The sequence below is a fragment of the Saccharopolyspora ipomoeae genome (assembly GCF_029952525.1).
In the GTDB taxonomy this organism is placed as follows: Bacteria; Actinomycetota; Actinomycetes; order Mycobacteriales; family Pseudonocardiaceae; genus Saccharopolyspora; species Saccharopolyspora ipomoeae.
Genome location: NZ_JASAOF010000009.1, coordinates 24,539 through 48,424 on the forward strand (window position 1 = coordinate 24,539; position 23,886 = coordinate 48,424).

At 72.4% G+C, this 23,886-nt stretch carries 22 protein-coding genes; 13 read left to right on the forward strand and 9 right to left on the reverse strand.

Going from position 1 to position 23,886, the window contains the following annotated elements; translation table 11 throughout:
• Nucleotides 1–107: 107 nt before the first annotated feature.
• Both gad and QFW96_RS15880 read left to right on the forward strand, forming a co-directional pair.
• Entirely contained in the window at nt 108–1,385 is a 1,278-nt protein-coding gene (gene gad / locus QFW96_RS15875) for a glutamate decarboxylase (protein WP_281456422.1), read from the forward strand.
• Between the two features lie 47 nt (nt 1,386–1,432).
• Complete coding sequence (locus QFW96_RS15880) at nt 1,433–2,365, forward strand: nitrilase-related carbon-nitrogen hydrolase (RefSeq protein WP_281456423.1); 933 nt, start codon at nt 1,433–1,435, stop codon at nt 2,363–2,365.
• 1 nt (nt 2,366) lies between these two features.
• Here the strand turns inward: QFW96_RS15880 and QFW96_RS15885 are convergent, their stop codons facing one another.
• Complete coding sequence (locus tag QFW96_RS15885) at nt 2,367–3,137, reverse strand: LamB/YcsF family protein (RefSeq protein WP_281456424.1); 771 nt, start codon at nt 3,135–3,137, stop codon at nt 2,367–2,369.
• Nucleotides 3,138–3,315: 178 nt separating this feature from the next.
• On the opposite strand from QFW96_RS15885, the gene QFW96_RS15890 reads away from it, so the two are divergent.
• From QFW96_RS15890 to QFW96_RS15905, 4 genes are read left to right on the forward strand one after another with little or no spacing between them, the layout of a single operon-like run.
• Nucleotides 3,316–4,209, forward strand: a complete 894-nt coding sequence (locus QFW96_RS15890) for a 5-oxoprolinase subunit B family protein (RefSeq protein ID WP_281456590.1) — start codon at nt 3,316–3,318, stop codon at nt 4,207–4,209.
• Nucleotides 4,206–5,186 (forward strand): 5-oxoprolinase subunit C family protein, encoded by a 981-nt coding sequence (locus QFW96_RS15895; RefSeq protein ID WP_281456425.1) that lies wholly within the window; start codon nt 4,206–4,208, stop codon nt 5,184–5,186. Before QFW96_RS15890 ends, QFW96_RS15895 begins: the two co-directional genes overlap by 4 nt.
• 13 nt (nt 5,187–5,199) lie before the next feature.
• Nucleotides 5,200–5,439, forward strand: a complete 240-nt coding sequence (locus QFW96_RS15900) for an acetyl-CoA carboxylase (RefSeq protein ID WP_281456426.1) — start codon at nt 5,200–5,202, stop codon at nt 5,437–5,439.
• Nucleotides 5,436–6,779 carry an acetyl-CoA carboxylase biotin carboxylase subunit gene (locus tag QFW96_RS15905; protein ID WP_281456427.1) on the forward strand — a complete coding sequence of 448 codons (1,344 nt, stop codon included), beginning with the start codon at nt 5,436–5,438 and terminating at the stop codon, nt 6,777–6,779. Before QFW96_RS15900 ends, QFW96_RS15905 begins: the two co-directional genes overlap by 4 nt.
• Before the next feature lie 93 nt (nt 6,780–6,872).
• On the opposite strand, the gene QFW96_RS15910 is transcribed toward QFW96_RS15905, so the two are convergent.
• Genes QFW96_RS15910 through QFW96_RS15925 form a run of 4 tightly spaced genes read right to left on the reverse strand, consistent with a single transcriptional unit; the run spans nt 6,873 to nt 9,820 of the window.
• Nucleotides 6,873–7,550, reverse strand: a complete 678-nt coding sequence (locus QFW96_RS15910) for an alpha/beta fold hydrolase (protein ID WP_281456428.1) — start codon at nt 7,548–7,550, stop codon at nt 6,873–6,875.
• Between the two features lie 3 nt (nt 7,551–7,553).
• Nucleotides 7,554–7,874, reverse strand: coding sequence for a biotin/lipoyl-containing protein (locus QFW96_RS15915; protein WP_281456429.1), 321 nt, complete (start codon nt 7,872–7,874; stop codon nt 7,554–7,556).
• Nucleotides 7,867–8,856: an alpha-ketoacid dehydrogenase subunit beta gene (locus tag QFW96_RS15920; protein WP_281456430.1), complete on the reverse strand. Its 990-nt coding sequence runs from the start codon at nt 8,854–8,856 to the stop codon at nt 7,867–7,869. Before QFW96_RS15920 ends, QFW96_RS15915 begins: the two co-directional genes overlap by 8 nt.
• Nucleotides 8,849–9,820 (reverse strand): thiamine pyrophosphate-dependent enzyme, encoded by a 972-nt coding sequence (locus QFW96_RS15925; protein WP_281456431.1) that lies wholly within the window; start codon nt 9,818–9,820, stop codon nt 8,849–8,851. Before QFW96_RS15925 ends, QFW96_RS15920 begins: the two co-directional genes overlap by 8 nt.
• A 185-nt stretch (nt 9,821–10,005) precedes the next feature.
• On the opposite strand from QFW96_RS15925, the gene QFW96_RS15930 reads away from it, so the two are divergent.
• From QFW96_RS15930 to QFW96_RS15945, 4 genes are all read left to right on the forward strand, one after another.
• On the forward strand, nt 10,006–11,523 hold the full coding sequence (locus tag QFW96_RS15930; RefSeq protein WP_281456432.1) for a PucR family transcriptional regulator: 1,518 nt from the start codon (nt 10,006–10,008) through the stop codon (nt 11,521–11,523).
• Between the two features lie 98 nt (nt 11,524–11,621).
• On the forward strand, nt 11,622–12,854 hold the full coding sequence (locus tag QFW96_RS15935) for an NAD(P)/FAD-dependent oxidoreductase (protein WP_281456433.1): 1,233 nt from the start codon (nt 11,622–11,624) through the stop codon (nt 12,852–12,854).
• Nucleotides 12,851–13,012, forward strand: a complete 162-nt coding sequence (locus QFW96_RS15940) for a hypothetical protein (RefSeq protein WP_281456434.1) — start codon at nt 12,851–12,853, stop codon at nt 13,010–13,012. Before QFW96_RS15935 ends, QFW96_RS15940 begins: the two co-directional genes overlap by 4 nt.
• Before the next feature lie 228 nt (nt 13,013–13,240).
• Nucleotides 13,241–15,037, forward strand: a complete 1,797-nt coding sequence (locus tag QFW96_RS15945) for a flavin-containing monooxygenase (RefSeq protein ID WP_281456435.1) — start codon at nt 13,241–13,243, stop codon at nt 15,035–15,037.
• A gap of 1 nt (nt 15,038) precedes the next feature.
• On the opposite strand, the gene QFW96_RS15950 is transcribed toward QFW96_RS15945, so the two are convergent.
• From QFW96_RS15950 to QFW96_RS15965, 4 genes are all read right to left on the reverse strand, one after another.
• Nucleotides 15,039–16,217, reverse strand: a complete 1,179-nt coding sequence (locus QFW96_RS15950) for an amidohydrolase (protein ID WP_281456436.1) — start codon at nt 16,215–16,217, stop codon at nt 15,039–15,041.
• 20 nt (nt 16,218–16,237) lie between these two features.
• Complete coding sequence (locus QFW96_RS15955; protein WP_281456437.1) at nt 16,238–17,500, reverse strand: amidohydrolase family protein; 1,263 nt, start codon at nt 17,498–17,500, stop codon at nt 16,238–16,240.
• Between the two features lie 147 nt (nt 17,501–17,647).
• Nucleotides 17,648–18,301 carry a GntR family transcriptional regulator gene (locus tag QFW96_RS15960; RefSeq protein ID WP_281456438.1) on the reverse strand — a complete coding sequence of 218 codons (654 nt, stop codon included), beginning with the start codon at nt 18,299–18,301 and terminating at the stop codon, nt 17,648–17,650.
• Nucleotides 18,302–18,353: 52 nt separating this feature from the next.
• Nucleotides 18,354–19,580 (reverse strand): lipase family protein, encoded by a 1,227-nt coding sequence (locus QFW96_RS15965; RefSeq protein WP_281456439.1) that lies wholly within the window; start codon nt 19,578–19,580, stop codon nt 18,354–18,356.
• Between the two features lie 256 nt (nt 19,581–19,836).
• On the opposite strand from QFW96_RS15965, the gene QFW96_RS15970 reads away from it, so the two are divergent.
• Genes QFW96_RS15970 through QFW96_RS15980 form a run of 3 tightly spaced genes read left to right on the forward strand, consistent with a single transcriptional unit; the run spans nt 19,837 to nt 23,824 of the window.
• Nucleotides 19,837–21,414 (forward strand): alpha/beta fold hydrolase, encoded by a 1,578-nt coding sequence (locus tag QFW96_RS15970; RefSeq protein ID WP_281456440.1) that lies wholly within the window; start codon nt 19,837–19,839, stop codon nt 21,412–21,414.
• Nucleotides 21,411–22,385: a R2-like ligand-binding oxidase gene (locus tag QFW96_RS15975; RefSeq protein ID WP_281456441.1), complete on the forward strand. Its 975-nt coding sequence runs from the start codon at nt 21,411–21,413 to the stop codon at nt 22,383–22,385. Before QFW96_RS15970 ends, QFW96_RS15975 begins: the two co-directional genes overlap by 4 nt.
• A complete protein-coding gene (locus QFW96_RS15980) occupies nt 22,382–23,824 on the forward strand; it encodes an MFS transporter (protein ID WP_281456442.1) in 1,443 nt (480 codons plus the stop codon). The genes QFW96_RS15975 and QFW96_RS15980 overlap by 4 nt, the downstream gene beginning before the upstream one ends.
• The last annotated feature ends 62 nt before the right edge of the window (nt 23,825–23,886 follow it).

Sequence of the window (23,886 nt, forward strand, 5' to 3'; positions counted from 1 at the left end):
ACGACCTAGTGCGGAAGGTATAGGGCGAATTGTTCATGGTGCTCGGGTCCACAGCGGACCTAGCGTTGATCGTGTTCAGCACATCAACAGAACAGGAGCTCTCGACGATGGCTGCTTTACCGGAGGCGTGCGAGGCAAGGTCGGTTCCCTCGACGCAACTTCGGGGCGGGATACCACTTTTCGGAATGGACGCGGACACGGCGCTCGACGTGGTCACGGGCAGGCTGGGGCTTGGCTGCCCGCCGGAGCGCAACCTCGCGACATTCCTCACCACGTCGATCGAGCCGGAGGCGCAGCGGCTCTACCGCACCTACCTCAACCACAACCTCGTCGATCGGGAGCAGTACCCGGCCATCGACGCGATGCTGCGGGAGTGCGTCGGCATCATCGGTTCGCTGTGGCACGGCGAACCGCACCGGGTCGCGGGCAGCGCGACCACGGGGTCCAGCGAGGCGGCGCTGCTGGCCGGGGCCTCGCTGCTGCGCAACTGGCAGGAGCGAGGCGCAACGCGCCGGCCGAACCTGGTGATGGGGGCCGGTGCGCACGCCTGCTGGGCCAAGTTCTGCCGCCACTGGGACGTCGAAGCGCGCGTGGCTCCCGCGCGCGGCGACTCCCCGTCGCTGGACCCGGACGAGGTCGAGGAGCTCTGCGACGGGGGAACCATCGGCGTCGTCGGCATCCTGGGGTCCACTCTGGACGGACGGTACGAGCCGATCGCCGCGATCGCCGACGCCTTGGACCGGCTCCAGGAACGCACCGGGCTCGACATCCCGATGCACGTCGACGCCGCCTCCGGGGGCTTCCTCGCGCCGTTCCTCGATCCCGACCTGGCCTGGGACTTCCGCATCCCGCGGGTGGTGTCGATCAACGCCTCGGGGCACAAGTCGGGCATGGTGCCGCCCGGCCTGGGCTGGGTGCTCTGGCGCGGCGAGGGCGACCGGAACCAGGGCCTGGGGGTCCGGGTCAACTACCTCGGCGGGGACGACGCGCACCACGAGCTCACCTTCTCCCGCTCGGCGGCCCCGGTGGTGCTCCAGTACTACAACTTCGTGCGCTACGGCTTCGCCGGGTTCCACGCCGTGCACGCGAGATCCCGCGGTCTCGCGCGGCGGCTCGCCGAGCGGATGCGCGCGACCGGGCGGCTCCGGCTGCTCGGCGACGGCGGGGAGCTGCCCGTCGTCGCCGTCACCGCCAGGCCCCCGGTGGCGCTGCGGGAGCTGGCCGCGCACCTGGCCGAACGCGGCTGGGCGGTGCCGGTCTACACCCTGCCGCCGCACCTCGAACACGTCGAGGTGATGCGCGTGGTCGTGCGGAGCGACCTCACCCCCGCGTCGGTCGAGGAGCTGGCGACGACCGTCGAGGAGTTCGTCGCCGGCGCCCGATGAGATCGACCCGATGAAATCCGTGCAGTGAACCGAGAGGAGCAACATCCATGCGTCCCATCCGCATCGTCAGCCGGTTGACCGACCGAGAGCCCCCGGAGCGGGGGAGCGGGGTCCGCCTCGCCCTCTTCCAAGGTGAGAACCCCTCGGGAACTCCGGCTGCGGTCGCCGAGAACCTCGCCAGGATGGAGCAGGTGCTGGCGCTGGCCGCGAGCTACGGCAGCCAGCTGTGCGCGTTCCCGGAGTGCTTCAACACCGGGTACGCGCTCGACCGCCAGCAGTGCGAGCAGCTCGCCGAACCCAGCGACGGCACCACCGTCGAACTCGCCCGCAAGCTCTCCAGCCGCCACGACATCGGCGTGGTGCTGCCCTACGTGGAACGCGCCGCCGACGGGGCGCTGCACGACTCGGTGGCGCTGGTCGCCGAGGGGGAGCTGGTCGCCAACTACCGCAAGACCCACCTCTACGGCGCCGCCGAGCGCGCGAACTTCACGCCCGGGCACGACCTCCCGCCGGTCGTGGAGATCAACGGGTTCCCGGTCGGGCTGCTCAACTGCTACGAGTGCGAGTTCCCACCGCTGTACCAGAACCTGGTCGGCAGGGGAGCGCGGCTCATCGTCGGGCCGACGGCCGCCGACCGGCACTTCACGCTGCAGAGCGGGGAGCCGACGCTGGTGGCCTACCCCGACGCGACCGAGCACATCATCCCCGCGATGGCCGCCGTGTGGCGGGTCTTCGTCGCCTACGCCAACCGGCGGGGCTGGGAGACGTCCGAGCGCGGCCAGTGGGAGTACCGGGGCAACTCGGGCATCTGGGCGCCCGACGGCACCGCCGTGGTCAGCGCCGGACCCGAGGAGCGGGCGGTGGACTCGCTGCTGCTCGGCGACTGCCTGCCCGGCGCGGTTCCCCCGTTCAGCCCCGAGGGGGACCACCGCAGCGATTCCCGCATCGCCGCTGCCGACGGGCTGCTGCCGGCCGGGTGACTCACCTCCGGGAGTCAGCGACCTCGGCCATCGGCGCGAGGCGCACACCGGCGGAGGCGAACCGGGAGCGGATCGCCTCCGCGATCTCGACGGCGTTCGGCCGATCCCCGTGCAGGCAGATCGTGTCCGCGTCGACCTGCACGGGCGCGCCGTTCACCGAGCGCACCTCGCCGCGCAGCACCGCCTCGGCCTGATCCGCGCAGGTCTCCGGGGGCTTGGGGAGCGGTTGCGGCTCGATGATGATGTGCCCGTTGTCGTCGTAGTCGAGATCGGCGAAAGCCTCGCGGACCACGGGAAAACCGCGCTCGGCGAGGCGTTCCGAGACCGGACCCGCCAGCAGCACCACCCGCACGCCCGGCGAGGCCGTCGCGAAGGCCGACACGATGGCCTCGGCGACGGCCTCGTCGCGGATCGTCAGCCCGTAGAACGCGCCGTGCGGTTTGACGTGGGCGATCGTCGCGCCCTGGTGCGCGGCGATCGCCTGCAGCGCCCCGAACTGGTACAGACATGCCTGGGCCGCCTCGGCGGGGCTCAACGACATGGCGCGCCTGCCGAATCCGGTCAGATCGGGGAAACCCGGGTGCGCGCCGACGGCGGTCTGCCCGTCGCGCGCGAGTTCGACCGAACGGCTCATCGTGGCCGGGTCGCCCGCGTGCCAGCCGCACGCGATGTTCACCGAGGTCACGAGCGGGATGAGACGGGCGTCGTCACCCAGTTGCCAACGTCCGAAGCTCTCCCCGGCATCGGCGTTGAGATCGACGAGAGTGCGCACGGATCACCTCCAGATCGGGCGTCCACCATAGTTTTCGGTGTTTGCGCACGCAGATCACGCAGCCTACCCTCTCACTCGAAGGTGGTCGATTGGTGACCGACGCGCTGCGTCGAACCGTCCCGCAGCGCATTCTCGACGAACACTCGTCGGTGGGCTGCGGAGGTGCGCCGTGACCGTGATGGAGGTTCAGCTACCGCCCGCGCGGTACGAATTCGGCGGCGACGAGTTCGTCTTCGTCGAGATCGACCGGGAGATGAGCCTGCAGGCCAATCTCAAGGCGATGGCGATCACCGGCGCGCTGCGCCGCGAGAACATCGAGGGCGTCGTCGACATCTGCCCGTCGAACGCCTCCTACCTGGTGCGCCTGGACCCGGAGCGGCTGCACCCGGTCGAGCTCGTCGACGAGCTGCGGCGACTGGAGCGCACGGCCGGTGAGCTCAGCGCCGACGACGTCGTGCCGACCCGGATCGTCGACGTGCCGGTGCTCTTCGACGACCCGTGGACGCGCGAGACGCTGCTGAGGTTCCGCGACCGGCACCAGGACCCGGAGGTCACCGACCTCGAATACGCCGCGCGGATCAACGGTTTCGCCGACGTCCCCTCGCTGATCGAGGCGATCACCTCGGCTCCGTTCCTGGTCACCATGCTCGGTTTCGTGCCCGGGCTGCCGTTCTGCTACCAGATGGTGACGCGCGAGAAGCAGATCGAGGTGCCCAAGTACGTGCGCCCGCGCACCGACACCCCGGAGCGCGCCTTCGGCTACGGCGGCGCGTTCTCGGTGGTCTACCCGGTGCGCGGAGCCGGCGGCTACCAGCTGTTCGGGATCGCGCCCGCGCCGGTGTTCGATCTCGCCCAGCGGCTGCCGGACTTCGCCGACGACATCGCGTTCCCGCGCCCCAGCGACGTGCTGCGCTACCGGGCGATCGATCGCGACGAGTACGACCGGACCCGCGCCGAGGTGGAGGCCGGAACGTTCCGCTACCGGATCCGGGAAGCGGAACTCGTTCCCGCCGAACTGCTCGCCGACCCCGACGCGGTCAACGCGCGGCTGCTGGAGGTGCTGTACCGGTGAACACCCTGATCGTGCGCAAGGGCGGGCTGTCGACGACCGTCCAGGACTCGGGCCGCGACGGCCGCTACGCCATCGGCATGCCGCCCTCCGGGGCCATGGACCAGTACTCGGCCCTGGTGGCGAACATGCTCGTCGGCAATCCCGACGGCGCGGCGGTGCTGGAGGCGACCTACGTCGGTCCCGAACTGGAGTTCACCGACTCCCGCACCGTGGCCGTCACCGGCGCCGACACCGCCGTGGCGCTCAACGGCGAACCCGTGCCGACCTGGCAGGCCGTGCCGGTGGCGGCCGGGGACGTGCTCGCCGTGCAGGCGGTGCGCACCGGCGCCCGGCCCTACGTCGCCGTCGGCGGCGGGATCGACGTGCCGCTCTACCTCGGTTCCCGCTCGACGTACATGCTCACCGGCATCGGCGGTTTCGAGGGCCGCGCTCTCGCGGACGGCGACCGGCTCCCGCTGGGCGAGGCGCCGCCCGCGCCCGCCTCGGGAACCGAGGTGCCGGAGGAACTGCGCCCGGAGCTGCCCGCGACGACGACGCTGCGGCTGGTCGTCGGGCTCTGCGCCTACCGGCTCACCGACCGGGGGCTGGCGTCGTTCCTGGGCACCGAGTGGAAGGTGACCAAGGACGCCGACCGCATCGGGTACCGGCTGCGCGGCGGCGACCTGGAGTTCATCGAGCGCGAGCAGCCGTTCGGCGCGGGCAGCGACCAGGCCAACGTCGTCGACCTCGGCTACCCGATCGGATCGGTGCAGATCCCCGGCGGCGACGAGCCGATCGTGCTGCTCAACGACGCGGTCACCGGTGGCGGGTACGCCACGATCGGGACCGTGATCTCGGTGGATCGCGACCGGATGGCCCAGGCCAGGACCGGCGGCAAGGTGGGTTTCGAGCAGGTCGACGTCGAGACCGCCGTGGCGGCCAGGCAAGAGCGGCGCGCACGGCTGGAGAAGGTGCGGGCGGCGGTCGCGACCGCCTAGGAGGGGAGATCCGATGTCCACTGTGGATGCTCAGATGCCCGGGGTGTTCTACCGGCGCCCGTCGCCGGAATCCGATCCCTACATCGAACCGGGCAGCGTCGTCCAGCCCGGCCAGACGATCGGGCTCATCGAGGTCATGAAGACCTTCAACGAGATCAAGGCCGACAAGCCGTGCCGCGTCGCGAAGATCCTGCTCGACGACGGCGACGAGGTCGACATCGGCCAGTCGATGTTCGAGGTCGACGAGCCATGAGCGGGCTGCGCAGGGTCCTGGTCGCCAACCGGGGCGAGATCGCCGTCCGGATCATCCGCGCGTGCCACGCGGCGGGCCTCGAAGCGGTGGCGGTGTACTCCGACGCCGACGAGCACTCGCGCTGGGTGGCCCTGGCCGACGACGCCGCGCACATCGGGCGGTCGGCGGCGCAGAAGTCCTACCTCGACCCGGACGCGCTGCTCAAGGCCGCGCGCACGACCGACGCCGACGCCGTGCACCCGGGCTACGGGTTCCTGTCCGAGAACGGCGGTTTCGCGCGGTCGATCGAGGAGGCGGGGCTGGTGTTCATCGGCCCGCGCCCGTCGGTGCTGGAGCGGATGGGAGACAAGGCCGCCGCGCGCAGCGCCGCCGTCGCCGCCGGGGTGCCGGTGGTGCCCGGCACCGACCCCATCGCCGAGCCCGAGGACGTGGCGCGGCTCGCCGACGAGATCGGATTCCCGCTGCTGCTCAAGGCCGCCGCGGGCGGGGGCGGTCGGGGCATCCGGCCGGTCGGCTCGATCGAGGAGCTGCGGGACGCGCTGCCCGCGGCTCAGGCGGAGGCGCGTTCGGCGTTCGGCGACCCCGCGATCTACCTGGAGAAGGCCGTCCCGCGGGCCCGGCACGTGGAGGTGCAGGTCCTCGCCGACGACCACGGCGGCGTGGTGCACCTCTTCGAGCGGGACTGCTCGGTGCAGCGGCGCAGGCAGAAGCTCATCGAGGAGGCCCCGGCGCCCGGGCTGCGGGAGGAGACCCGGCAGGCGATCACGGCGGCGGCCGTGCGGCTGGCCGAGCACGTCGGCTACCGGGGTGCCGGGACGGTGGAGTTCCTGGTGGACGGCTCGGGGGAGTTCTACTTCATCGAGATGAACGCGCGGGTCCAGGTCGAGCACCCGATCACCGAGATGATCACCGGTGTCGACGTCGTCGCCGAGCAGCTGCGCATCGCCGGCGGTGCGCCGCTCTCGGTGGATCAGGGCTCGATCGAGCGCCGGGGTGCGGCGGTCGAGTTCCGGATCAACGCCGAGGACCCGGAGCGCGACTTCGCCCCGACTCCAGGCGGGATCGAGGCGCTGCGGCTGCCGGGCGGTCCCGGCGTGCGGGTCGACACCGGCATCACGCAGGGGGACCGGATCAGCCCGTTCTACGACTCGCTGATCGCCAAGCTCGTCTGCTGGGGCGAGGACCGCGAGCAGGCCTACGCCCGCGCGCGGCAGGCTCTCGCGGAGTTCCACGTCGAAGGCGTGGCGAGCACGGCGGGCCTCCACCGCCGCCTCACGGCGGACCCGGAGCTCATGGCGGGGCCCGTGCACACCACCTGGCTGGAGGAGCGCCTCACCTGAGGACAGTTTTAGCCATAATCACCCATGATCAACATCCGTCTTGTCCGGTCAATTACGGCTAAAACTGTCCCCTGCCAACGACCGTTGACACCGTTACCCGCCGACGGCTCCGGTGTTGAAGAAGTCGAGCGCGGCGGTTTTGAAGGTGCGGCTGGAGACTGCGTTGAGGTGGTTCCGGCGGCCCAGGGAGATGTGCGGGGCGTCCAGGGATTCGGCGAAAGATCGGGCTTCCGGGGCTATTTCGTCCTGGTCTCCGGAAGCGAAGAGGACCGGGGCCGGGGGTGGTGGGGTGAGGTGGTGGCCTGCCACGGCGTCGATGCAGGGGGTGAGGTCTTCGGCGGTGAGGGCTCGTTGGACTTCCAGCATCGTGGTGCGGTCGACGGGCCGGCCGTCGAGGCCGCCGAGGGCCATCGCGCGGACTCGGTCGGGTGCCAGGGCGGCCAGGGTCCAGGCCACGAGACCGCCCATCGAGTAGGCGACCACGTCGGCCTGCCGCACCTCGGCCGCGTCGAGGACCGCCAGGACGTCCCGGGCGAGGTCCTCCGGGGTGTAGCCGGTGTCGGGGCGGTCGCTGCGGCCGTGCCCCCGGAGGTCGGTGACGACGTGACCCCGGTCGGCGACGGCGCGGAGCCAGCCGGTGCGCTCCCACGTGAGTTCCGCGTCGGAGGCGAAACCGTGCAGGAGCAGCACCGGGCTCGTGCCGGGGACGCCTTCCACCGGGAGGACGGCGTCGTACCAGAGCTTGACGCCGTCGCGTTCGGTGAACGCCATCGGTCAGTCCTCCGGCGGGGTCAGGCGGACGCGGCGCTGCGGTGCGCGCTCCTCGGGGACCGTGCCGACGATGCCGGCCTGGTCGGCGACGGTGAACGTCACCAGCGGGGCGCCGACTTCGAGCTCCTCGTCCTCGCCGACGTGCAGCCGCGACACGCGGCCGGTCTGCGGCGACGGGATCTCCACCGCCGACTTGGTGGTCTCCAGCTCCACCAGCGGCGCGTTGCGCTCCACCCAGTCGCCCTCGGCGACGAGCCATTCCAGGATCCGGGCGCTGATCAGGCCCTCGCCGAGATCCGGCAGCGGGAAGGTCACCTCAGCCACGGCGGTACTCCAATGCGGTCTGCACGGCGGTCAGGATCCGGTCGACGCTGGGCAGGTACTCGTCCTCCAGCGCCCCCGACGGGTAGGGCACGTCGAAGCCGGCCACCCGCTGCACGGGCGCGCGCAGGTCGCCGAAGCAGCGCTCGGTGATCAGCGACGACACCTCCCCGCCGAGCCCGGCGGTCAGCGGCGCTTCGTGGACGACGACGGCGCGGCGGGTGCGCGACACCGACTCGGCGAGCCCGTCGGCGTCGATCGGCTTGAGCCAGCGCAGGTCCAGCACCTCCAGCTCGACGCCGTCCTCGGCGGCCAGTTCGGCGACCTGCCGGCAGCGCGCCACCATCGCGCCCCAGGCCACCAGCGTCGCGTGCCTGCCCCGCCGCACGACGCGGCTGCTGCCGATCGGCGGCGGTTCGACGGGCTCGGCCGGGTCGAAGTCCTCCCGCTGCCAGTAGCGGGACTTGGGTTCCATGAACACCACCGGGTCCGGATCGGCGATCGCCTGCCGCAGCAGGTGGTAGCCCTCCGACGGCCCCGACGGGGCGACGACCTTGAGGCCCGGCACGTGCGCGAACAGCGACTCCAGGCTCTCGCCGTGGTGCTCCGGCGCCCGGATGCCGCCGAAGCTGGGCAGCCGCAACGTGATCGGCATTCCCAGCGACCCGCGACTGCGGTAGTGCATCCGGGCGACCTGGTTGACGATCTGGTCGATCGCGGGATAGCTGAACCCGTCGAACTGGATCTCCGGCACCGGCCGCCACCCGGCCATCGCCAGGCCCACCGACAGGCCCATGATCGCCGACTCGGCCAGCGGCGTGTCGAAGACCCGCTGCGCGCCGAACTTGTCCTGCAGGCCGTCGGTCACCCGGAACACGCCGCCGAGCTCTCCCACGTCCTCACCGAAGATCAGCACCCGGTCGTCGTCCTCGCACGCGTGGCGCAGCGCGGTGTTGAGCGCTTGCTGCAGCGACAGCTCAGGCATCCTGCGACTCCTTCCAGGCGCGGTGCTGGGCGAGCAGAGCGGCGGTCGGTTCCCGGTGGACGAAGCGGAACATGTCGTCCCCCGGAGGGGTTTTCAGCGCGCGCAGCCCCTCGGTGGTGCGGGTGACGACGCTCGCCGCGTGCTCCTCGGCGTCGGCGACGTCCTCGGCGGTCAGCGCCGCCATCCCGGTGGTGATCGGGTCGTGCTCGGCGCGGGCGCGCTCCTCGTCGGCGCTGCGGTAGCGGGAGGGATCGTCCGATGTGGAGTGCGGGCCGAGGCGGTAGGTCATCGCCTCGACGATCGTCGGTCCGCCGCCGGAGCGGGCGTGGTCGAGCGCCTTCCGGGTCGCCTCGAACACCGCGGTCGCGTCGTTGCCGTCGACCCGCACGCCCTCGAAGCCGTACCCGGCGGCGCGGGCCGCCACCGAGCCGCCCGCGACCTGCCGGGCGGTGGGCAGCGAGATCGCCCAGCCGTTGTTCTGGCAGAAGAACACCACCGGGAGCCGGTACACCCCGGCGAAGTTCATCGCCTCGTGGATGTCGCCCTGCGAACTGGCGCCGTCGCCGAAGTAGGTCAGCGCGGCCCCGCCGGTGCCGTCCAGCTGCGCGCCCATCGCCCAGCCGACGGCGTGCAGCACGGGACCGCCGACCACGGCGTTCGGCGGTGACAGGCGGGAGGTGCTCGCGTCGTAGAGGCCGCCGTGCCAGATGTTGAGGTGCATCGCCAGGTAGGCGACGGGGTCGACGCCCATCGCCACCGCCGCGCCCAGCTCGCGGTAGGTGGGGAAGGCGAAGTCGCGGGAGAGGTCCAGGGCCGCCGCGCTGCCGACCTGCGCGGCCTCCTGACCTCGAACGGGGGCGTAGGCGGGCAGCACGCCCTGGCGTTGCAACGCGATGGCCTCCTCGTCGAGGCGCCGCGTCACCAGCATGAGGCGGAAGAGCTCGCGGAACTCTGCGTCGTCCATGAGCGGAAGCGTGCGCATCAGGAGTTGCCTCGTGCAACAGTGCAGTTCTCGACTGCTCAGGTTGTTCGCTCTGCCTGCCGCATCCGAGTCCGAGCTGTGCAAGTTGTCCAGCCGGGATCAACCGGTACTCCGTTCGCGTGGCCCCTGCTGCGCGGCCCTCGGGAGGTCTGGTCGACGATGTCGGCATGGTCAAGCTGGACCGACTGATCAACGTCCTCGGCGGCTACGGGGCGCGGCTGGTGTGCGCGCCGCGCAGCCGGTCGACCGAGCTGCGCGCGGTCGCGCTGCACGACCCCGGCGAGCAGGTGCCGAGCGGCGACGAGGTGCTGCTCGCGGTCGGCCTCGACCGGCGCGACGCCGCCGAGCTGCTGGCCCGCACCCGCGCGGTCGTCGTCGTGTTCCGGCTCGACGAGCTCGACGCCGAGGCCCTGGAGCTCGCCCGGGAGCGGGAGGTCGCGGTGCTGCTGGTCGACCCCGCCGTGTCGTGGGGCCAGCTCGCCGGGGTGATCTACGGGCTCGTGCTGGAGGGGCGCGAGACCGAGGCCGGGCGCGGGCCCACGGACCTGTTCGCGCTGGCCGACGCCCTGGCCGAGTCGGTGGGCGGCCCGGTCACCATCGAGGACCACCGCTCCGGCGTGCTCGCCTACTCGCAGCGCCAGGAGAGCGCCGACCAGGCCCGGCTGGAGACCATCCTGGGCAGGCGCGTGCCGGAGGGCATCCGCCGGGAACTCGTCGAGCGCGGCGTGTTCCGGCACCTCGCGGCCTCCGACGAGCCGCTGTTCGTCGAGCCCTCCGGCGCCCGCCAGGGCCGGGCCGTGGTGGCGGTGCGGGCGGGCAAGGCGCTGCTCGGGTCGATCTGGGTGGGCACCTCCGCGCCGCTGGACGCCGAGCGGCAGGCCGCGCTGGTGCAGGCGTCCCGCACGGCGGCGGCGCACCTGCTGCGCACCCGCGCGAGCGCCGACCTGGAGCGGCAGGTCGAATCGGACCTGGTGATCGGCCTGGTCGAGGGCCACCCCGACGTCGCGACCGCGGTGAGCCGCCTCGGTTTCCGCGGCGAGACGTTCCGCGTGGTGGCCGTGCAGGCGCACAACCGGGGCGAGCACGACTCGGCGGCGCTGCTGGTCTTCGAACTGGCCACGGTGGGTTTCGGCTGGTCGCGGCCGGGACGCAGCGCCCTGTTCGCCAACACCGTCTACACGATCCTGCCGCACGACGACGGTGCTGCGGCGCGCGAGTGGGTGCGCTCGCTGGCGCGCGAGATGCCCGGTGGGGTCGAGGTCTTCGCCGGGATCGGCGGCCCGGCCGGGCCCGACGGGCTCGTCGACAGCCGCCGCGAGGCCGACGAGAGCCTGGCGGTGCACGCCGCGAAACCGGCCGGCTCGGCGGCGGTCGTCTACGACGAGTCCTGGCACGAGATCCTGCTGCGCCGCCTCCAGCACGTCGCCGCGAGCGGCCGCGCACCCGAGCGCGGTCCGGTGGCGCGGCTGCGGGAGCACGACCGGGAGCAGGGCAGCAGGCTGGTCGCGACGCTGCGGGCCTGGCTGGAGGTGCAGGGAGACCTCGGCGCCGCCGCCGCGCGCCTGGAGATCCACCCCAACACCGTCCGCAACCGGATGCGCAAGGTCGCCGAGGTCGGTGCGCTGGACCTCGACGAACCGGACACCCGGCTCGCGCTGATCATCGCCCTGGCCGCCGAGCCGTAGTGGGTTCGGCACAACCGCGGTCGACTCGGTTGTGCCGAATCCACAGCGCTCCGGGCGCCGTCGTCGCGCATGCTTCGAGGCGACGAACAGGAGTGAGCATGGGTTCTGCAGCGGGCGCGCCGCGCACGGCCGTGGTGGTGGGTGCGGGCGCGGTCGGGCTGTCGACGGCCTGGTTCCTGCAGGAACGCGGCGTCGAGGTGACGGTGGTGGACCGGCGCGGGGTCGCGGCCGGGGCGTCGTGGGGCAACGCGGGCTACCTGGCCCCGGCGTTCTGCGTCCCGCTGCCCGAACCGGAGGTGCTGCGCTACGGCCTGCGCTCGCTGTTCGACCCCGCCGCGCCGCTGTTCGTGCCCAAGACCGTCGACACCGGGCTGTGGCGGTTCCTGGCGGGTTTCGCGCGCCGGTGCACGCGCGGTCGGTGGCAGCGGTCGATGCGGGCGCTGGTCGGGCTCAACGCCGACTGCCTGGACGCCTTCGACGAGCTGGCCCGGGGCGGCGTGGACGTCCGGACGCGGGAAGGCCCGGTCGTGGCGGCGTTCGAGGACCCCGCCCAGTCCGGCGTGCTGCGCGACGAGTTCGAACGCACCGGCCAGGGGACCCGGTACCTGGAATCCGACCGCAGCGAGGTGCCGCAGCTGTCGTCCCGGGTGCGCACGGTGCTGCGCATCGAGGACCAGCGCCACGTCGACCCCGGCGAGTTCACCCGCGCGCTGGCGGCGGCCGTGGAGGAGCGCGGCGGGAAGATCCACACCGGGTTCACCGCCCGGGACGTGGTCCGCGACGGCGGTCGGGTGCTGGTGCGCTCCGACCGGGGCGACCAGGTCTCGGGGTCGGTCGTCGTGCTGGCCACCGGGGCGTGGCTGCCGGAGCTGGCGGCCTCGGTCGGCGTGCGGCGGGACGTCCGCGCGGGGCGCGGGTACTCGTTCACGGTCCCGACCGAGGAGGCCGTGCCGTGCCCGATCTACCTGCCCGCCGCGCGCGTGGCCTGCACTCCCTACCAGGGGGCGCTGCGGGTGGCGGGCACGATGGAGTTCCGCTCCCCGGACGCCGCGCTGGACCGCGCGCGGATCGAGGCGATCGTGCGCTCGGCGAGCCCGCTGCTGCGCGGCGTCGACTGGGAGAACCGGCGCGACGAGTGGGTCGGGCCCCGGCCGGTCACGGTCGACGGGCTGCCGCTGATCGGTGCCTCGGCGATGCCGGGCGTGCACGTCGCCGGAGGTCACGGCATGTGGGGGCTCACGCTCGGGCCGATCACCGGGCGGTTGCTGTCCGAGCAGATCGTCACCGGCGAGCGCCCCTCGGCGCTGCTGCCTTTCAACCCCCTGCGATGACGGGCGGGCTGTCGGAGTCCGAGCGCGGTGAACTCGACCGGTTGCGCAAGGAGAACCGGTTGCTGCGCGTGGAGAAGGAGATGCTGCTGCGGATCGCCCGGGAGTACGCCCTGGAGCGAATCCCGCTGCCCGATCAGGAGAACGGGAGGTTCCCATGATGGAGTGGTGCCAGTTCGGTCTGGCCGTGTGCGCTTTCGGCCTGCTGGGGCTGAACCACTGGCTGACCCGGCGCGCCCACGGCCTGCGCGAACGCCGCTGACGCGCGCCCGGTTCGTCGGGTCTGGAGCCGGGGCCGCTGCGCGACGTGCTAACTTGGACTAAGTCGCATGACTTAAATCCAAGGCGACGCGCTGCCCCGGGGTGGGCGCGCAGCGAGAAAGGCCGCGATGTCGACTCCTCCGATCCCCGAGTTCTCCGACGCCGAGGTCGCCGAGCTGCGCGAGCGCTACCGCGCGGAGCGCGAGCGCCGCGTCCGGCCCGACGGCGCCGCGCAGTACCGGCGGGCGGAGGGCGGCTTCGGCTACTACGCCGAGGACCCGTACGCGGAGGAGATCACCCGGGAACCGCTCGACGACCGGGTCGACGCGATCGTGCTCGGCGGCGGGTTCGGCGGCCTGTGCGCGGCGGCGCGGCTGCGCCAGCGCGGAGTCGAGCGGATCCGGATCGTCGAGAAGGGCGGCGATTTCGGCGGCACCTGGTACTGGAACCGCTACCCGGGCATCCACTGCGACATCGAGTCCTACGTGTACCTCCCGCTGCTGGAGGAGGTCGGGTACGTGCCGCGGTGGAAGTACTCGCCGGGCGAGGAGATCCGGCAGCACGCGAGGGCGATCGGGCGCACCTTCGACCTCTACTGCGACGCCTGCTTCCAGACCGGCGTCACCGAGCTCCGCTGGGACGACGGCGAGTGGGTCGTGCGCACCGACCGCGGCGACGCGATGCGGGCGACCTACGTGGTGGTCTCCAACGGCACCCTGGACCACCCGAAACTGCCCGGGATTCCCGGGATCGAGACCTTCCGGGGGCACACGTTCCACACCAGCCGGTGGGACTACGGCTACACCGGGGGAGGACCGGACGGCGGTCTGACCGGGCTGGCCGACAAGCGGGTCGCGATCATCGGCACCGGGGCCACGGCGATCCAGGTCGTGCCGCACGTCGCGCGAGATGCCCGGGAACTCCTGGTGTTCCAGCGCACGCCGTCCTCCGTGGACGTCCGCGACAACCGCCCGACCGATCCGGAGTGGGCCGCCTCGCTGCAGCCCGGCTGGCACGCGCGGCGGCGGGAGAACTTCCAGGCCGCGGTGACCGGGCAGCCGGTGGAGGACGACCTGGTCGACGACGCGTGGACGGCCAGTGCCCCCGTGCTCGGCAAGATCATCTCGACCGACGCCCGCGCCGACCGGGACGCCGACGAGTGGGAGCGGGCCGAGGAGCTGCTGGACTTCGCCAAGATGAACCGGCTGCGCGCTCGCGTCGAGCAGGTCGTGGACGATCCGGCCACCGCCGAGCTGCTCAAGCCCTGGTACCGCTACGGCTGCAAGCGGCCCACCTTCAGCGACGAGTACCTGACGGCGTTCAACCGGGACACCGTCACCCTCGTCGACACCGCCGATTCCGGTGGCGTGGAGCGGTTCACCGAGACCGGCCTGGTCGTCGGCGGCCGGGAGTACGAAGTGGACTGCGTGATCTTCGCGACCGGATTCGAGGTCGGCAAGTCCGACGTCATGACCGGACGGCTGCCGGTTCACGGCCGCGACGGCACGCGGTTGCTCGACGTCTGGCGCGACCGCGGCGTCCGCACGCTGCACGGGTTCACCAGCAACGGGTTCCCGAACCTGTTCCACCTGGGGCCGCTGCAGAACGCGCCGTCGGTGAACTACGCGCACGTCCTCGACGAGCAGGCGATCCACGTCGCCGAGGTCGTCGCCGAAGCCCGCAGGCGCGGTGTGAAGACGGTGGAACCCACCGCTGACGCCGAGATCGAATGGGTGGAGACGATCACGGCGTCCTCCCCGGACCGAGCCTGGTTCGACGCCGAGTGCACCCCCGGCTACTACAACAACGAGGGATCGGCTCGCCCCCGGATCACCTTCGCCGCGGGACCGGCCGCGTTCCAGCGGCTCCTGCGCGAGTGGCGATCCGGGGACGGCATCAACGACGTCCTCGGCGACGCGGGCTGATTCAGCGCACCTCGCCGTCGCGCGCCACGACGCGGCCGGCGTGCACGACCACGTCCGGCCGAGGCGTGTCCACCACGATCTGCGGGAGGCATTCGCCGCGCACCAGCAGGAAATCGGCCGGCGAACCCGGTGTGAAGTCGACGCGGGGCAGGTTCATGACGTCCGCGCTGTCGTCGGCCGCCACGCGGTAGCAGTCGGCCAGCTCCTCGTCGGTGCGGGCGCCGGTGATCCAGCCCAGCTGGTGGACCCGGTGGAGCATGTCGGCGTCGCCGAACGGGCTCCACGCGTCGCGGACCCCGTCGGTGCCCAGGCCCACCCGCACGCCGTGCTCGCGCAGCCGGGCGACCGGCAGCACCCGCGTCTCGGAGGGCGCCACCGTCGTCAGCGAGATGTCGAGATCGACCATCGCGGAGGCGATCTCGTCGAACTCGCGGTCCGGGAGCCCGGGCAGGCCGAAGACGTGGCTGACGGTGACCTTGCCCCGCAACGCCAGTGCGCGGGTGCGGTCGATGACGGCGCGCAGCGTCGTCGTCCCGGCCTCCCCGCGATCGTGCAGGTGCAGGTCGACGCCCACCGCGTGCCGATCGGCGAGGTCGAAGACGAGGTCCAGCTGCTCGTCGAGGGCGTGGTCGAAGCCGACCGGGTCGATGCCGCCGACCACGTCGATCGCACCCGTGCGCGCGGCTTCCTCCAGCAGTTCCCGGGTGCCGGGAGCGCGCAGGACGCCGTGCTGGGGGAACGCCACGATCTCGACGTCGAGCGCGTGCCGCAGCCGGTCGCGGGCCTGCGCGACGCCGTCGAGGCAGGCCAGGTCGTAGGCCGGTGCCACGTCGGCGTGCGCCCGCATCGCGCGGGTGCCGCGTGTGACGGCGTGGGTCATCAGGCCGAGGGACCGCTCGGCGACCGCGCGGGGCTGGCTGCGGAAGAGCTCGGCGTCCTGCTCGCAGTGGTCGGCGATGCCCTTGGCGGGCCTGCGCGACACCCACGGCCCGCCCCAGGTGGTCTTGTCGGGGTGGATGTGGGCGTTGACCAGCGCCGGGAGCGCGATCCGGCCGTCGGCGTCGACGACCTCGGCATCGGCGGGGACGGGGCCGTCGGTGAACCGGCCGTCGACGACGGCGAGGTCCGTGGGCGAGTCCGCCCCGGAGGGGCGGACGTTGCGGACGACGAGGGAGTGCATCGGGTACCTCCGTTCCGGCGTCAGATCGCGACGCCCGTGCGCACGACGAGCGACGGCGTCTTCAGCGCGGACACGTCGGCGAGCGGGTCGGCGTCGAGGACGATCGCGTCACCGGCGTAGCCGGGGCGCAGGCGGCCGACCTGCTTCTCCAGGCCGAGCAGGCGGGCTGCGGAGGTGGTGGCGGTGCGGATCGCGTCGAGCGCGGGCAGCCCGGCTTCGCGCATCAGCTCGACCTCGCGGCCGACGGGGTCGACGGTCCCGCCCGAGGAGTCCGTGCCGGCGGCGAGCGGCACCCCGGTCGCGTGGGCCGCGAGCACCGCCTGCTTGAGGATCGGCAGGTAGGTGCGGCCGCGCTCGGCGAGCACGGGGTCGGGGGAGTCGATCATCCCGGCGATCGCGGTCAGCGTCGGCGTGAAGTACGTGTCGCGCCTGCGCATCTCGTGCAGGGTGCGCTCGCCGACGAACACGCCGTGCTCCAGCGAGCGGATCCCGGCCGTGACGGCGTCGTGGCAGCCCTGCTCGCTGTAGCTGTGGCAGAGCACGCCCCTGCCGCCGCGCCGGGCTGCGGCGACGATCTCGGCCAGCTGCTCGTGGGAGTAGACCTGGGTGCGCGGGTCCTGGTCGGGCTTGCCCGCGCGCTCGTTGACCCGGGTCTTGATCACGTCGGCGCCCCGCCGGAGGTTGACCTCGACGACCTTGCGCAGCGCCTCGGGCGAGCGCACCCCGTCGTGCAGGCGGGCCAGCGGCGCGAGGTCCGGATCGGCCAGGACGGTCTCGGCGAGATCCGGGGTGACGAACACGCCCGCCGCCTTCAGGCGCGGGGTGAGCTCGGGCGCCTGCTCGGCGAGCTCCCGGAGGGCGATGTCCTGGTAGAAGCTGGTCGAGCCGCTGCGGACCGTCGTGACTCCGGCGCGCAGCGCGGCACCGGCCTCGTCGAGGGTGGTCAGGTGCATGTGCGCGTCGACCAGGCCCGGCATCACCCACTTGCCGGGCACGTCGAGCACCTGCGCGCCCTCGGGAACCCGGACGTCGGCCCCGGCCGCGCGGACCGCGCCGCCGGTGATGACGACGGTCGCGTTCTCGGTGACCTCCCCGGTCTGCGGGTCGAGCAGGGTGCCGCCTCGGAGGACCAGGTCACCGCCGCGCGAGGGGGCCGGGCGCTGCGCTGCCGCGGCCGGGGTCGTGAGAGCCGCGCCGCCCACGCCGGCGAGCATCGCCGCACCCGCGAGCACGCCTCGGCGGCTCAGGCGGTTCGACGGCGGTGGCACGTGGTCGAGGCACATGCGGGCTCCTTCGGAAGCAGGGAGGTAGGACGACGTGTTTGTATACCAAAGCACGTCGACGCTGCAATCCTGCTCCGGAAATTGCCGTTGTCATCCCAAAACGGTCGTGGCCGGTGCAGCTGGATCTGTCGATTGGTATACCGATCGTCAGCCGTCCCCGAAGAGGGAGCGCAGGGCCAGCGACCTGCTGTCGCGCACGTGCAGGAGCGTCGCGGCGGCCGCGGCCTCCTCGTCGCCCGCCGCGATCCGCCGGAACATCTCCGAGTGCTGAGCCCGCATGTGCGCGGGTTCCTCCCGCATCCCGAACAGCAGCCGCAGCAGCCCGTTGAGCTGCTCCATCGTGCGGGTGAGCAGCGGGTTGCCCGCCAGATCCACGACGCGTTCGTGGAACGCGGCGTGCGCGGTCACCTCGCGGGCGCCCGCACCGGCCGCGGCCGCGCGCTCGGCGTCGTCCAGGGCCTGCTCCAGGTCCGCCGCCCGCTCGGGGTCGTCTGCGGTGGCGCGCGCTGCTAGCCGGGACGCCTGCACGGCCAGCGGTTCCCACACCTCGTAGAGGTGGTGCACGTCGTCGCGGGTGATCGTGCGGACCCGCACGCCGCTGTTCGGCAGCAGCTCCAGCAGCCCGTCGGCGACCAGCGACCGCAGCGCCTCGCGGACGGGCACCCGCGACATGCCCAGCTCCTCGGCCACCTCGCGCTCGACGAGCCGAACTCCCTGCGGGTAGCGGCGGTCGATGATGCGCTCGCGCACGGCTTCCCTCGCCCGCGCGCTCATCGAGGTGGAGTCGTCGTTCCCGGCCATCCGCTCAGGATAGGCGCGCCGCCCCGGGCGGACCGGGGCGGCGCGGCCGCGATCAGCAGTTCGGTTCGGCAGGTTTGCCCTCGAAGCGGTCGGCGAGGAACCGGCCCGCGTCGGCGTTGCCCGCGAAGATGCCGGCGAGGTGGTCGACCGGGTAGGTCATCCAGGTCACCGGGACGCCCTGGTCGCAGTAGCGGCGGTGCAGCGCCTCGGCCTGCGGCGTGTTGACGATCTCGTCAACGGCGCCGTGGTACTGGAACACCGGGACCCGGATCGGCCTGGTTCCCAGCTCGTTCTCCTCGATGCGGGCCTGCCACTGCGGGGTGGGCAGCGGGTCGCGGTCGGTGTAGTCGCTGATCTTCTTGCCCGGGTACTTCGCCAGCAGCTCGACGACGCAGTCCTGCTGCTTGGCCTCGGCGATGGCCTGCCTGCCGGTGTCGTTGAGGTAGGAGTCCAGGTCCAGCTCCGGGTAGGCCGCGTCCAGACCGACCGCGGCGAAGGCCAGGAAGCCGAAGCCGACGTAGCCGTTGAGCCCCTCGGCGACCTCGTTGAGGTCGGCGGGAACGCCGCCGCCCGCGACAGCGACCAGGTCGAGCTCGGGCGCGTAGGCCGGTTGCTGCTCACCGGCCCACATCGCCGCGCCGCCGCCCTGCGAGTAGCCCTGGAACGCGACCTTCGCCTCCGGCGAGAGCTTCGCCTGCGGGAAGCGCTGCGCCGCGCGGACCGCGTCGATCAGCGCCGGTCCCTCCGAGCGCCCGGTGATGTAGGTCGGGGTGGTCTCGGGCGAGTAGCCCTCGTAGTCGGTGACCGCGACCGCGTAGCCCCGGCTGATCAGGTCGTTGACGGCGGGCTGGTCGTAGAGCGTGCCGCGCTCGATCGCCTTCGACGCCGTGCACTTGAACGCCGGTCCCTGCGTGCCGGGCGCGTAGCCGACGATCGGGGCCTTCGCCGGATCGGCGCCCCTGGGCACGAGAACCGTTGCGGTGACGGCGTTGCGCTCGCCGAGCGCGTTCGTCGACAGGTACATGACCTGCCACGCGTCGGCGTTGGCCGCGTTGAGCGCGGGTAACGCCGGGCGCCACCGGATGACGTCGCCCGGCTCGCCCTCGGGCAGCGTTCGCGGTGGCACGTAGAAGGAATCGTCGAACGGACCCGGCTGCTGCTGCGCGGTGGCCACGCCGGCAGGGCGCTCGCCGACGGCGACGGGCGCCGTGGCTGCGGTGACGCCGAGCGCCGCCACCACCAGCGCCACGAGCCTGGTGCGATGTGCGAATTCGGGCACGAGCCCACCTCCGTTGTGAGACCTGGTGCGATGGGCGGAGATTAGCCGAACTCGCCGCTTCGTCGAGTCCTTGACCGATTAGTTGTAGGGCGCATGACAAAAACGAGAAGACGCGTTGTCACCGTGCCTGGAAAGGAAATTCGAGTCCTTGCCCGGTGCCGAATTCCGTGCTTATGGTTCCGCCCCGTCGCCGGGAGTCGCGAATGGCGAACAACGAAAGGCGGACGCAATGCACAGCCGCAGGACGTTTGTCTCGATGTCGGCGCTGGCCTGCTTGGCGGCGGCCGCACCCGCCGCGCACGCGGAAACCGGCTTCACCACGCGCTTCGTCGACATCACCGCCGCCGACGGCGTGAAGCTCAAGGCGATGGTGATGGAGCCGAGGACCCCGGACCCGCACCCGGCCGCCGTGCTGATCAGCGCGTGGGGCGGCGGGTGCACCCAGAACGTGATGCCGGCGCGCGACCTCGCCGCCCGCGGCTACGTCGTGGTCGCCTACGGCGCACGGGGTTTCGGCGAATCCGCGGGTGAGGTCGACACCGCCGGGCCGAAGGACGTCGCCGACGTGACGACGGTGCTCGACTGGACCACCGCCAACACCGCCACCGATCCCGAGCGGATCGGCGTCGCCGGGGTGTCCTACGGGGCCGGGATCGGCGTGATCGCAGCCGCTTTCGACAACCGGATCCGCTCGGTGGTGTCGCTGAGCGGCTGGTTCGACCTGGTGCACTCGCTGTACGGCAACCAGACCCGGCGCGGGCTCGTCGCCCTGGTGCTCTACACCTCCGGGTGGGGCCACGGCAGGCTCAGCCCGGAGACCGACTGGATGCTGCGCACCTACTTCGACCCCACACCGGACCCGGTGGACCGGGAGGTCATCAACGAGTGGGCACGAGTCCGCTCGCCCAGCCGGTACCTCGACCGGCTCAACGAGAACCGGCCCGCGCTGCTCATCGGGCACACCTGGAGCGAGACGGTGTTCCCGCCGGACCAGATGGTCGAGCTCTACGAGGACTACACCGGCCCCAAGCGCATCGACCTCGTCCCCGGCGAGCACGCCTCGGCCGAATCCGGTGGCCTGCTGGGACTTCCCAGCGAGACGTGGGACACCGCGTTGCGCTGGTTCGACGCCACCGTCGCGGGCACCGACACCTCGATCCTCGGCGAGGAGCCGGTCGTGCTGCGGGCCCGGCCGGGCACCCACGACCCCGAGACCTACCCGGACTGGCGAGCCGCCGAAGGCGAGCCGCAGCACCTGTTCCCGGGTCCCGGGCCGGACGACGGGGTGATCGGCGACGCGCCCCGGCCCGGCTGGCGGGTCGAGATCGACGCGAGCCGCGACACGATCGCCACCGGTGGTGTTCCGCTGGCGACCTACAGCTTCGAAGCTCTCACGGGTGAACCGCCGAGGGCGTGGCTGTCCGGGATCGACCGGGAGCACGGCGCGGTGTGGACCAGCCCGGAGTTCCCGGACGGGCTCCAGGTGCGCGGCTCCGTCGACCTCCACCTGACGGTGATCCCGCCCGGGGAGACGGGCACGATCGTCGCCTACCTCTACGACGTGGACTCCACCGGCACCGGGCGGCTGATCAACTACGTGCCGCTGAGCTGGACCGACGCGATCCCCGGCGCGGAGATGCCGGTGGACCTGCGGTTCTCGCCGACGGCCTACGACATCCCCGCCGACGGCAGGCTGGCGCTGGTGATCGACACCGCGGACCCGCTGTTCATCGACTGGAACTCCGGCGGGGGACAGGTGGTGCTCACCTCGCCGGAGACCGATCCGTCCCGCGTGGACGTACCGGTACGACGTGGAGAGGAGTCAGCACGATGACCGGACACGTGATCGACGCTCGTCCGCGCGAGGGCTTCCACTCGCTGCGCGAGGGCGGCCTGAACTGGGACTCGCTGCCGCTGCGGCTGTTCGACAAGGGCAACGCGCGGTTCTGGAACCCCGCCGAGCTCGACTTCAGCCAGGACGCCGAGGACTGGGCGTCGCTCGACGAGCAGCAGCGCTTCGCCGGGACCATGCTCTGCGCCCAGTTCCTCGGCGGCGAGGAGGCCGTGGCCCAGGAGATCCAGCCGTTCCTGGCCGCGATGCGCGCCGAGGGGCGCATCGCCGACGAGATGTACCTGACCCAGTTCTGCTTCGAGGAGGCCAAGCACGCCCAGGTGTTCCGGCTGTGGCTGGACGCCGTCGGTCTCACCGACGACCTGCACCACCACGTCGCCGACAACCCCGGCTACCGCGCCATCTTCTACGACGCGCTGCCCACCGCCCTGTGCCGGCTGCACGACGACCCGAGCCCGGAGAACCAGATCCGCGCGTCGGTGACCTACAACCACATCGTCGAAGGGGTGCTGGCGCTGACCGGCTACTTCGTGTGGAACAAGGCATGCAAGCACGCCGGGATCCTGCCCGGGATGCAGCAGCTCATCCGCCGCATCGGCGACGACGAGCGCAGGCACATGGCCTGGGGCACCTTCACCTGCCGGCGCCACGTGGCCGCCGACGACGCGAACTGGGCGGTCGTGCAGGACCAGATGGACGCGCTGCTGCCGCACGTCATGACCCAGATCCAGCACTCGCTGGACCAGCTCGACGACGACCCGTTCGGCTTCGACCTGGGCGATGTGTTCGGCTACGCCACCGACCGGGCCGCGCGCAGGCTCAGCTCGATCGAGGCCGCGCGCGGCGCGGAACTCGCCGCCATCGACGTCGACTACAGCCCGGAGCGCCTGGAGGACCAGTTCGGCGCCGAGGACGAGGCGGCGCTGGCCGAGCACGAGAACGAGGAGGGATGAGCGTGCTGCCCGGAAGGATCACCGGCCCGGTCGGCGTCGCGCAGCCCCGAGGCGCGTCCCTGCCGACCCTGGTGATCATCGCCCTGGTCGCGTTCGTCACGACGCTGGACAACAACATCGTCGCCGCGGCCGTTCCCTCCATCGGCCGCGAGCTGGCGCTGGGGCTCACCGAGCTGCAGTGGATCAGCCTCGGCTACATCCTGCCCTTCGCCGGACTGCTGCTGGTCGCGGGCAACCTGGTGGACCGGTGGGGACAGCGCCGCGCGCTGCTGCTGGGCCTGCTCGTGTTCGGGACCGCCGCGCTGGCCGGGGGTTTCGCCCGCGACGCGGTCACGCTCATCGCGGCCCGGGTGGTGCAGGGCTGCGCCGCCGCCGTCCTGGTCCCGGCGACGCTGAGCCTGCTGCGCACCAACCTCGACGTCCGGGGACGGGCGATCGGGGCGGGCATCTGGACCGCGGCGCTGGCCGTGGCGATCGCGGTCGGCCCCGCCACCGGCGGCCTGCTCAGCGAGCACCTGCACTGGAGCTGGATCTTCTTCAGCAACGTGCCCTTCGCGGTCGCAGCGGCCGCCCTGGCGCCCGCTGCCGCCGTCACCACCGAGCGCTCCGCCCCGGGCCGGGTGGACGTGCGGGGGATGCTGCTGGTGACCGCCTCGATGCTGCTGTTCCTGATGGCGCTGGTCGGCACCGGCGAGCACGCCCCGGACCTCGCGGGCCGGGTCGTCCCGGCCGGGCTCGGCGTGCTCGCGCTGGTCGGATTCGTGCTGGTGGAACGCCGTTCGGCGCACCCGCTGCTGCCCCGGGCGCTGGTGGCCGAGCGGGCGTTCCTCGGTGGGGTGTCGGTGCAGCTGCTCTGGGGACTGGGGGTCAGCGGCGTCTTCTTCTTCACGCCGCTGCTGCACCAGGAGTCGCTGGCGCTGACCCCCACCGAGGCCGGGCTGCCGCTGGTGCTGGTCGCCGTCGCCATCGTCGGCGCGACCCCGCTGGTCGCCCCCGCCGTCGAGCGGTGGGGACCCCGCTACACCGTGCTGGTCGGGCTGGTCCTGGTCAGCGCGGGGCTGGTGGCCATCGCGGTCGTCAACCACGTCCCGGAGGTGCCGCCCCGCATCCCGGGCCTGCTGCTCATCGGCGCGGGCTCGGCGTTCACCACGCCGCTCACGTCGTTCTCGCTGGAGGTCGTCGCCACCCGCGACGCCGGCATCGCCTCGGGCGTGCTCACCGCCTCCCGCGAGCTGTCCAGCGCGCTCGGCGTCGCGCTGATCGGGCTCGTGCTCACCGTCCGCCAGAACGCCGAACTGGCCGGGGGCGCGCCCGCTCCGGAAGCGCTGGCGTCCGGGTTCACCGCCGGTCTGATCACCGCCGCGGTGGTGGAACTGCTGGCGGCGGCGGTGACCTACCGCTGCTTCCGATCGCGCACCCCGGAATCCGCCGTCGACTGAGAATCGCGGGAATTCCCGCCACTGGAATCGCATTTCGCTGCCGCCGAATGGGAACCGGGACC

Coding starts and splice junctions, on each gene's coding strand:
- gad (WP_281456422.1), top strand. CDS start 108: ATGGCTGCTTTACCGGAGGCGTGCGAGGCAAGGTCGGTTCCCTCGACG.
- QFW96_RS15880 (WP_281456423.1), top strand. CDS start 1,433: ATGCGTCCCATCCGCATCGTCAGCCGGTTGACCGACCGAGAGCCCCCG.
- QFW96_RS15890 (WP_281456590.1), top strand. CDS start 3,316: ATGGAGGTTCAGCTACCGCCCGCGCGGTACGAATTCGGCGGCGACGAG.
- QFW96_RS15900 (WP_281456426.1), top strand. CDS start 5,200: ATGTCCACTGTGGATGCTCAGATGCCCGGGGTGTTCTACCGGCGCCCG.
- QFW96_RS15905 (WP_281456427.1), top strand. CDS start 5,436: ATGAGCGGGCTGCGCAGGGTCCTGGTCGCCAACCGGGGCGAGATCGCC.
- QFW96_RS15910 (WP_281456428.1), bottom strand. CDS start 7,550: ATGGCGTTCACCGAACGCGACGGCGTCAAGCTCTGGTACGACGCCGTC.
- QFW96_RS15920 (WP_281456430.1), bottom strand. CDS start 8,856: ATGCCTGAGCTGTCGCTGCAGCAAGCGCTCAACACCGCGCTGCGCCAC.
- QFW96_RS15925 (WP_281456431.1), bottom strand. CDS start 9,820: ATGGACGACGCAGAGTTCCGCGAGCTCTTCCGCCTCATGCTGGTGACG.
- QFW96_RS15930 (WP_281456432.1), top strand. CDS start 10,006: ATGGTCAAGCTGGACCGACTGATCAACGTCCTCGGCGGCTACGGGGCG.
- QFW96_RS15935 (WP_281456433.1), top strand. CDS start 11,622: ATGGGTTCTGCAGCGGGCGCGCCGCGCACGGCCGTGGTGGTGGGTGCG.
- QFW96_RS15940 (WP_281456434.1), top strand. CDS start 12,851: ATGACGGGCGGGCTGTCGGAGTCCGAGCGCGGTGAACTCGACCGGTTG.
- QFW96_RS15945 (WP_281456435.1), top strand. CDS start 13,241: ATGTCGACTCCTCCGATCCCCGAGTTCTCCGACGCCGAGGTCGCCGAG.
- QFW96_RS15950 (WP_281456436.1), bottom strand. CDS start 16,217: ATGCACTCCCTCGTCGTCCGCAACGTCCGCCCCTCCGGGGCGGACTCG.
- QFW96_RS15955 (WP_281456437.1), bottom strand. CDS start 17,500: ATGTGCCTCGACCACGTGCCACCGCCGTCGAACCGCCTGAGCCGCCGA.
- QFW96_RS15960 (WP_281456438.1), bottom strand. CDS start 18,301: ATGGCCGGGAACGACGACTCCACCTCGATGAGCGCGCGGGCGAGGGAA.
- QFW96_RS15970 (WP_281456440.1), top strand. CDS start 19,837: ATGTCGGCGCTGGCCTGCTTGGCGGCGGCCGCACCCGCCGCGCACGCG.
- QFW96_RS15975 (WP_281456441.1), top strand. CDS start 21,411: ATGACCGGACACGTGATCGACGCTCGTCCGCGCGAGGGCTTCCACTCG.
- QFW96_RS15980 (WP_281456442.1), top strand. CDS start 22,382: ATGAGCGTGCTGCCCGGAAGGATCACCGGCCCGGTCGGCGTCGCGCAG.